The sequence below is a fragment of the Halomonas sp. BC04 genome (genome assembly GCF_000568385.1).
This window is the reverse complement of the sequence record NZ_AZQX01000321.1, coordinates 1-8,079: the sequence shown is the minus strand read 5'-3', so window position 1 is coordinate 8,079 and position 8,079 is coordinate 1. Positions and strand designations below refer to the sequence as shown.

9 protein-coding genes and 1 pseudogene are annotated in these 8,079 nt (G+C 63.1%); 8 read left to right on the top strand and 2 right to left on the bottom strand.

Features of this window, described 5'->3' with window-relative positions; all coding sequences use genetic code 11:
• Positions 1–481 (bottom strand): histidine phosphatase family protein (locus tag Q427_RS30525; protein WP_231613838.1); only part of this gene is annotated, 481 nt, incomplete at its 3' end.
• Between the two features lie 178 nt (positions 482–659).
• Between Q427_RS30525 and phnD the strand changes: the two genes are divergently transcribed.
• The 7 genes from phnD (at position 660) to Q427_RS21580 (ending at position 6,883) form a co-directional block, all read left to right on the top strand.
• Positions 660–1,661, top strand: coding sequence for a phosphate/phosphite/phosphonate ABC transporter substrate-binding protein (gene phnD / locus Q427_RS21605; protein ID WP_043517205.1), 1,002 nt, complete (start codon positions 660–662; stop codon positions 1,659–1,661).
• Positions 1,662–1,748: 87 nt separating this feature from the next.
• Positions 1,749–2,567 (top strand): phosphonate ABC transporter ATP-binding protein, encoded by an 819-nt coding sequence (gene phnC, locus Q427_RS21600; protein ID WP_043517203.1) that lies wholly within the window; start codon positions 1,749–1,751, stop codon positions 2,565–2,567.
• Positions 2,554–3,372, top strand: coding sequence for a phosphonate ABC transporter, permease protein PhnE (gene phnE / locus Q427_RS21595; protein WP_043517202.1), 819 nt, complete (start codon positions 2,554–2,556; stop codon positions 3,370–3,372). The genes phnC and phnE (Q427_RS21595) overlap by 14 nt, the downstream gene beginning before the upstream one ends.
• The gene (gene phnE, locus Q427_RS21590) at positions 3,366–4,175 is read left to right on the top strand and encodes a phosphonate ABC transporter, permease protein PhnE (RefSeq protein WP_043517201.1); all 810 of its coding nucleotides are present in this window, start codon (positions 3,366–3,368) and stop codon (positions 4,173–4,175) included. Before phnE (Q427_RS21595) ends, phnE (Q427_RS21590) begins: the two co-directional genes overlap by 7 nt.
• 111 nt (positions 4,176–4,286) lie before the next feature.
• Positions 4,287–4,715: a host attachment protein gene (locus tag Q427_RS21585; RefSeq protein WP_043517200.1), complete on the top strand. Its 429-nt coding sequence runs from the start codon at positions 4,287–4,289 to the stop codon at positions 4,713–4,715.
• A 108-nt stretch (positions 4,716–4,823) separates the two neighbouring features.
• The gene (locus tag Q427_RS36470) at positions 4,824–5,465 is read left to right on the top strand and encodes a cache domain-containing protein (protein WP_331280681.1); all 642 of its coding nucleotides are present in this window, start codon (positions 4,824–4,826) and stop codon (positions 5,463–5,465) included.
• Positions 5,465–6,883 (top strand): methyl-accepting chemotaxis protein, encoded by a 1,419-nt coding sequence (locus Q427_RS21580; RefSeq protein WP_331280680.1) that lies wholly within the window; start codon positions 5,465–5,467, stop codon positions 6,881–6,883. The genes Q427_RS36470 and Q427_RS21580 overlap by 1 nt, the downstream gene beginning before the upstream one ends.
• Positions 6,884–6,903: 20 nt before the next feature.
• Here the strand turns inward: Q427_RS21580 and Q427_RS21575 are convergent, their stop codons facing one another.
• Positions 6,904–7,830 carry a LysR family transcriptional regulator gene (locus Q427_RS21575; RefSeq protein ID WP_043517199.1) on the bottom strand — a complete coding sequence of 309 codons (927 nt, stop codon included), beginning with the start codon at positions 7,828–7,830 and terminating at the stop codon, positions 6,904–6,906.
• Positions 7,831–7,976: 146 nt separating this feature from the next.
• On the opposite strand from Q427_RS21575, the pseudogene Q427_RS31565 reads away from it, so the two are divergent.
• Positions 7,977–8,079 (top strand): annotated as a pseudogene (locus Q427_RS31565) (ferredoxin--NADP reductase); the annotation flags it as partial.

Here is an 8,079-nt window from a genome sequence, read left to right as displayed (position 1 = left end):
GACTGACAGGAGCACCGTTTCCCCGCTCAGCGTGTGCTCCAGTGCCTCGATCACCGCTTGCATCCGGCCGCGACGCTGGCGACGCTCTCCACGTCATGTTCGACGTGTTCGGCGCTGCGTGCATCCAGCGCCAGATATGGGGGTAGCGGTCGTCCGCCAGGCCTTCGAGGTCACCGAAGTGTCTCTCACGAAGGCGGGGCTCACGCTGCAGGGGTAGCGCGAAGTGGGACGCTACCCGGGCAGCGGTCTCGGTGGTACGCAGGAAATCCGAATGAAGAATCCGCGTGGGTGTCGGCCAATGCCAGTCGGCGAGAAGGGCGTCGAGCTGGGAGACTCCCTGGGGGGAGAGGCCGAAGGCCGTCAGGCCGCGCTCCGGAGTGCTGATGATGAGCCCCCTGGCGTTGGCCTGGCTATGGCCGTGCCGCATCAGAAGGTAGCGATTGCGGCGCTGAGTCGAGGCGTTGAGGAATCCGTTTGACATACTATTGTCATACTACCTAGATTAATCTTTAGTTTCGATAATGATCATCACGCACGTTCGTATGTTCGATTTCGATCAGCCATATGGGCGACCAACGGGTGCCCAGCAACGACAGGCACGCTGCAATGAAAGCGTTCACGAACGTTCCAATAACAACGCACGCAAAGTGAGTCACGCCATGAAAGCACACCGCACCGCTAACAAGCACCCCCTTGCCACGCTGGCCATCTCCTCCCTGCTGCCACTGGCCATGCTCGTATCGGCTCAGGCCCACGCCGACTGCCCGCGCGGTGACCTGGACGACCTCTACTGCGATGAAGACGGCAACATGGTCGCCGACCTGCCTGCCGACGAGTCTGAATGGGCCAACCCCGACACGTTGATCTTTGCCTACACGCCGGTGGAAGACCCGGCCATCTACTCCGATATCTGGCAGCCGTTCATCGATCATCTGGAAGAGGTAACCGAGCGCAACGTGCGCTTCTTCGCCGTGCAGTCCAACTCTGCCCAGGTCGAGGCCATGCGCAGCGGGCGTTTGCATATTGCCGGCTTCTCCACCGGGCCGACACCCTTTGCGGTGAACCTGGCCGGTGCGGTGCCGTTCGCCCTGATGGGCTCCGATGACGGCCAGTTCGGCTATACCCTTCAGGTCTACACCCATGTCGATTCCGGTATCGATGACATGGAAGACCTCAAGGGCAAGCGGGTGGCGCATACTTCGCCCACCTCCAACTCCGGCAACCTGGCACCCCGCGCCCTTTTCCCCGATCTGGGTATCGTCCCCGATGAGGACTACGAGGTGGTCTACTCCGGCAGCCACGACCAGTCGATGCTTGGTGTGGTGGCCCGCGACTACGATGCCGCACCGGTGGCCTCCGAGGTGGTCGAGCGCATGGCCGCACGCGGTCTCTATGACGAGGAGGACGTCAAGATCATCTACGAGTCGGACCGTTTCCCGACCACCTCCTACAACTACGCCCACAATCTGCATCCCGACCTGGTCGAGAAGATCGAAGAGGCCTTCTTCTCATTCGACTTCGTCGGCACCGCCCTGGGCGACGAGTTCGAGGGGGTCGAGAAGTTCATTCCGATCAACTATGAGGAGCATTGGCAGGTGATCCGCACCATCCAGGCGGCCAACGACGTGCGCTATACCCGCGAAGACCTGGACCAGGAATAAGCCAGACAATCGGGCTTCCTGTCCAAGCAAGACATGAGCCCCCGGCCGTTGGCCGGGGGTCGGTTTTCTGCATAGCGAGGTGGGTGAATGCTGGAGATCTCCAAGCTGGTCAAGCGCTACGGCCATGACAAGCCGGTACTGCAGGATCTGGATCTCGTGGTGGAGGGCAGTAGCGTGGTCTCCATCGTCGGTGCATCGGGGGCGGGCAAGAGCACCATGCTGCGCTGTATCAACCGACTGGTGGAACCGACCTCTGGTTCGATCCGGCTCAACGGCAATGAACTGGTCAAGCTGAGAGGGGCAGCGCTCAGGCGGGCGCGGCGCAAGATCGGCATGGTGTTCCAGGGTTTCAACCTGATCGATCGCCTGACCGTGATGGAGAACGTGCTGGCCGGTCGGCTCGGCTACGTCAGCCTCTACCAGGCCATCTCGAGGCGTTACCCCAAGCAGGACATCGAGCGCGCCTTTACGCTCATGGAGCGGGTGGGTATCGCCCACTATGCCAACAAGCGTGCCGATGAGCTCTCCGGTGGAGAGCGCCAGCGAGTCGGCGTCGTGCGGGCCCTGATGCAGGAGCCCGAGATCCTGCTGGCCGACGAGCCGACGGCATCGCTCGACCCGCGCACCTCCGAACAGATCATGAAGCTGCTGCAGAGCCTGGCGAGCGAGCTGTCGCTGCCGGTGCTGATCAATATCCACAATGTCGCCCAGGCCAAGACCTACACCGAACGCATCGTTGGTCTGCGCCATGGCAAGATGATCTTCGACGGCTCGCCGGCCGATTTCACCAAGGATGCCCTGGACGCCATTTATGGCGGCATTGAAGCACCCGACGAGGAGATCACCGAGCCGCCCGGTGCCAACCCGAAACAGGGTGAACAGGGGGTCGCTCATGACCAGACCTGACGCCCCCGGCACGACCCCCTTGCCCAGGACCTGGCGCAAGCCCTCCTTCATCGCCAATCCATTCCTTCGCTATGGCCTGTGGCTGTTGGTGCTGGCCTATCTGGTCTGGGCCTTCGGCAGCCTGCCCTTCAACTGGGAGCGTATCGCCGAGGGCTTGCCACGGGCAGCACGGATCTTCGGCAGCGGCTTCCCGCCCAGCTTCGAGCGCGGGGGCCTGCTGCTCACCGGTTTCAAGGAGAGCTTCCAGATTGCCATCCTGGCAACCCTGCTGGGGGTCGCGCTGTCGATTCCCTTCGCGGTAATGGCGGCCCGGAACATTGCGCCGCTGCCGGTCTACCTGTTCGGGCGGGCGGTGATCATCATCTCGCGCAGTTTCCACCCGGTCATCGTCGCCATCCTGTTCGTGGCGGCAGTGGGTTTTGGCCCCTTGGCGGGCGTGTTGACACTGACCCTCTACTCCATTGGCTTCGTCGGCAAGCTGCTGGCGGAGGAGATCGAGGAGATCGACTGGGGGCAGGTCGAGGCGATGAAGGCGACCGGCGCAGGGTATTTCTCGATCCTGATCTATGCTGTCTTCCCCCAGATATTGCCGCGCCAGGTTGGGCTTTCCATGTACCAGCTCGACAGTAACCTGCGTGCCTCGGCAGTGGTGGGGATCGTCGGCGCCGGCGGGATCGGCGGCACCCTGATGAACGCCTTCGGACGCTACGACTACGATTTCGCGTTCGCTATCCTGTTGATCATCATCGCGGTGATCCTGGTCAGCGAGGGCATCAGCGGCTGGGTGAGGAAGAAAATATGGTAGATCAAACCGACGCCCTTGCCGATCGTATCTGGCAGCGTTATGACCGCAAGGAGCGCCTGGTCCGTTATGCCGTGCTGCTGGTGACCGTGATGCTGGTCTACTGGGCGGTTCGCGATATCGACATCTTCTGGCCCTGGGTGTGGGATGCGCCGAACCAGATCCAGAATCTGGGGGCACGCATGTGGCCGCCGGATCCGCGTCGGCTGGAACAGATCATCGGCGCCATGATCGAGACGGTGCATATCGCCACGCTGGCGACGATGCTGACGATCTTCGTCGCCCTGCCGGTATCCTATATCGCCGCCCAGAACACCACGCCCAACCGCGCCTGCCTGTGGCTGGGGCGCTTCATCCTGGTCTCCAGCCGTTCGGTGAACACCATTATCTGGGCGCTGCTCTTCGTGGCGATCTTCGGTCCCGGTGTGCTGGCGGGGATCCTGGCGATCATGTTCCGCTCCATCGGTTTCATCGGCAAGCTGATGGGCGAGGCGATCGAGGAGATCGACCGGCGCCCGGTGGAGGCCATGGAGGCCACCGGCGCCTCCAAGCTCAAGGTGATCGCCTATGCCGTCGTACCCCAGGTGATGCCGGCCTTCTTCGCCATCGTCATACTGCGCTGGGACATCAACATCCGCGAGTCCACGGTGCTGGGTCTGGTGGGTGCCGGTGGTATCGGGGTTCTTCTCCAGGGCTCCATCGACACCTTTGCCTGGCCCACCGTGGCCACCATCCTGATCGCCATTGTCATCCTGGTGCTGATTGGTGAAGCCATTACCAGTATTCTGCGGCGCAAGGTGATCTAGGCGTGTGACGCGAGCGGTTTGACCCCGGGGGCCCGCCTTGCCATGTTGAAAGGGGAGGCGGGGCATCGCCCGAGGGGGTGTCCTTCCGTCAATCCGTATGAAGGAGAGGCTATGACAACGTATATCGTGGTGGCCGATGCAGCACGGGCGCGCGTCTTTACACGCGATGCTCTCAAGTTGCAGGAGATGGAAAGTCTCGTGCACCCGGCAGGGAGGCTGCACGAGGGAGACCTGGTGACCGATAGTGGCGCCGACGTGCAGGAATCCAGAGGGCCCGGTTCACGCTCCTCTTATCGCGAGGGTGTCGCCTCCGAGCATGAAGACCAGCTCTTCGCCAAGCAGGTTGCCGAGCGGATCTACCGTGCTCGCGTCGAGAATCTCATGGACAAGCTCATTCTCGTGGCGCCCCCCAAGTTTCTCGGCCTACTGCGTGACGAGCTGGATGCCCCCACCCGCAAGCTGGTCATTCATACGCTTGCCAAGGATCTGAGCAAGTCCGGATTGGAGAGCATTCAGCAAGCGGTCAGCGACATGCGCTGAGCGCATACGGACATTACGCCTCAAGAGTCGGGCGCTCTTGCCGATATCAAGGAAAGTGAAGCCACGGTGTGATGCCGTCGTGCTTATCCTTCTTCAGCGAGAGCGCCCATGCACCTCAAATCGATCCGCCAGTATGTGGTCCTGCTGGCCGGCCCCTGCCTGCTGGCAGTGGTGGCGGCCCTGGTTGTCTACAGCCTGTTCTCCTCCTCTCGTACCCAGGTGATCGTCGAGACCCACACCCGGGGGTTGCTCGAGGGGGCCATCGATGAGCGGCTGGCGGTATTGGCGGATGCCGAGGCGGGCCGGATTCAGCGCGAACTGGAGCATGCCCTGACCCTGGCCACCCAGCTGGCCACTGCCAACGGATTGATGGGCCAGCGCGACGATAGCGGACGCATGGCCATGTCCATGAGCCGCCGGGAACTCTCCAACCTGGTGCGCCAGACCGTGGTCGAGAACCCCTCGCTGCTGGACGCCTTCATCGGCTGGGAGCCCGATGCCTTTGGCAGGGATGCGCTGTACGGCGGCCTGGGTGAGGCCGAGGGGTACGATGGCTCGGGCCGTTTCATGCCTTGGTGGTACCGCACCGACAGCGGCGCCGTCGAGGTGCTGCCGCTGGGCGATACCATGGAGAGCGATACCCTGCTGGCCAGCGGGGTCCGTGAAGGCGAGTACTACCTCTGCCCGCGGGAGACCCTGGCGCCCTGCATCATCGACCCGGCCCCTATGACTATGGCGGGGAGACCGTGATGGTCACCTCGTTCAACGTGCCGATCCTGGTGGATGGTGCCTTTCGTGGCGTTGCCGGTGTCGACCTCTCCCTGGATTTCATTCAGGAACTGCTGGCAGCAGCCAGTGCTTCCCTCTATAACGGTGCCGGCGAGCTGGCCCTGATCGCCGGCCAGGGCGGTCTGGCGGCCTATACCGCCGATGCCGAACGCCTGGGCATGCCGGCCAGCGATGCACTGGGAGCGGACATCCTGGGCTCGGTGGATCAGGCCCGTGAACAAGGGGCCACGACCAGTGTGTTGCGCAATGGCATGATCGAGCGCTACCAGCCCTTCACCATCGGCAGCAGCGAGACACCCTGGGTGCTGATGATCCGCCTGCCTCAGCAGGCGGTGATGGGCGACCTGGGGGCCTTGCAGACGCTGCTCGACGAACAGCGCCGCACTGACACCCTGGGCATGAGCCTGGTGGGCCTGTTGCTGGCGGCCCTGGGTATGGCGGCGCTGTGGATCGTGGGTGGGCGGGTCTCCCGGCCGTTGCGTCTGCTGGCCGACCGCATGCGCGGGATCGCCACCGGCAATGGCGACCTGACCCAGCGGCTACCCGTGAAGGGGCGTGACGAGGGCGCCGAGCTGGCAACGCAGTTCAATGCCTTCGTCGACAAGGTGCATGACGTGCTGATCGATGTGCGTAACAGCAGCGAGTCGGTCCGCCTTGCGGCAAACGAGATCGCCATGGGTGGCGAGGACCTGTCCCGGCGTACCGAGCAGGCGGCTGCCAGTCTCCAGCAGACCTCCGCTTCCATGGAGGAGATCTCGAGCACCGTCGAACACACCTCCGCCTCGTCTCGGGAAGCCAATTCCCTGTCCAAGTCGGCCGCCCAGGTGGCCCAGCAGTCGGGCGAGGCGGTGGGCCAGGTGGTCAGCACCATGGAGGACATCAGCGACGCATCGCGGCAGATCAGCGACATCGTCAAGGTCATCGATGGCATCGCCTTCCAGACCAATCTGCTGGCGCTCAACGCCTCCGTGGAGGCGGCACGGGCCGGCGAGCATGGCCGCGGCTTTGCCGTGGTGGCCGGTGAGGTGCGCCAGCTGGCAACCCGCAGCGCCGAGGCATCGCGTGACATAAGAGGGCTGATCGAGACATCCGGCCAGCGGGTCGCCACCGGTACGCAACTGGTCGGGCAGGCCGGTGCGACGATGGACGAGCTGGTCGCCAGCGTTAACCGTGTGGCCAGCATGCTGGGCGAGATCAGCGTGGCGGCCAGTGAGCAGAGCGACGGCATCAGCCAGGTCAGCGTGGCCGTGGCGGACCTGGATCGCATGACCCAGCAGAATGCTGCCATGGTCGAGGAGTCGACCACCGCCGCCGAGCGGCTGAGCGATGAGGCCGACCGGCTGGCCGGCGTTATCGGAGGCTTCAAGCTGAGGGAGTGACGGCGTCTGGACAGGAGGGATCAGGGCACCGGCGGCAGGTCGATTTCGTCGCTGCGCTGTATCCCTTCGGTCATCTGGCGACATAGCCGCAGGAATTCGCGCATGCCGGTGGAGAGATACTTGTGGCGATGCCAGATGAAGGCGAACTGGCGGCTCAGGTCCAGCTCCGGCGTGGGAATGGGCACCAGGCTGCCACGTCGGAAGGCATCGCGCAGCGCCAGCTTCGAGACACAGCCGATACCGAGCCCCGACTCCACCGCCCGCTTGATCCCCTCGGTGTGCTCCAGTTCCAGCAAGGTGTTGAAGCGGCCGCGCCGGTGACGGGTGGCATGCTCCAGGGTCAGTCGCGTGCCGGAACCCTGCTCACGCATGATCCAGTCGGCACGCAGCAGCTTGTCCATGTCCACCTCACCAACGTTGGCCAGCGGATGCCGCGGTGAGCAGAAGACGGCCAGCTCGTCCTCCACCCAGGGCTGCATCACCACGTCCTCATGTTGGCAATCGCCCTCGATCAGACCCAGATCAAGTTCGTGATGCACGATACGCTCGATAATGGCACTGGTATTGCGCACCTGCAGCCGTACCCGGCTATCGGGATGGCGCTGCATGAAATCACTGATCAACAGCGTTGCCAGGTAGTTGCCGATCGTCAGCGTGGCTCCCACGTCCAGTGAGCCGACCCCGCGCTGGCCGCGCAGCAGTTCCTCGATTTCCTCGGCCCGGTCGAGCAGGGCCACGGCCTTGGGCAGCAGCTGGAAGCCCAGCGCATTGAGCTTCAGGCGCTTGCCGATGCGATCGAGCAGTTGGCAATCGAACTGCCGCTCCAGCTCCGAGAGCGCCGTGCTGGCCGCCGACTGCGACAGCGACAGTAGCCTAGCCGCGTGGGAGACGCTCTCGTGCTGGGCGACGGCGACGAACACTTCCAGTTGGCGCAGGGTGTAGCGCATGACATGGCTCCAGGCAGCAATATATTCATATTATAGATATGCTTTATCCAAACTACCCATTTAACAGATATGCTGCGAGCGCTTAGAATTAGTATCAAAGTTAAAGCGGCGATGTTATTCGCCAATGGAATATCAAGGAGCCGGTCGTGAGCAAGTTTGCCCTGGAAGAGGTTCTCAGCGTCCACCACTGGAACGATACGCTATTCAGTTTCCGCACCACCCGTGAGCGCAGCCTGCGCTTCAAGAATG